Origin of the sequence: Shigella sp. FC1967, from assembly GCF_001743005.1 — a bacterium.
In the GTDB taxonomy this organism is placed as follows: Bacteria; Pseudomonadota; Gammaproteobacteria; order Enterobacterales; family Enterobacteriaceae; genus Proteus.
The window spans coordinates 1-216 of record NZ_MIIZ01000452.1 but is presented as its reverse complement, the minus strand read 5'-3'; the positions used below and the strand labels follow the sequence as shown (position 1 = coordinate 216).

At 44.0% G+C, this 216-nt stretch carries 1 pseudogene; it reads right to left on the bottom strand.

From position 1 onward, the window contains the following. Positions 1–216, bottom strand: a pseudogene (locus BHE89_RS24920) (RNA-guided endonuclease TnpB family protein); the annotation flags it as partial.

Genomic DNA, 216 nt, shown 5'->3' with positions numbered 1-216 from the left:
GTGACGCATAGTATTTTCCGGTTGCGCTGCGACTCAGTGTGATACTTTTCAGCGCCCCCGTAATTTCACGATGTAAACGCGCTTCAATCGGTGCGATTTTCGGGATTTTTTATCGCGCCATCAATGACTTTTGATCCCGACACAATGATAGCTAGATTGTCTGCCATGCTTACTTTTAAACGTGGGAAAACGGGCTTTTAGTTTCGGATTAAAAAA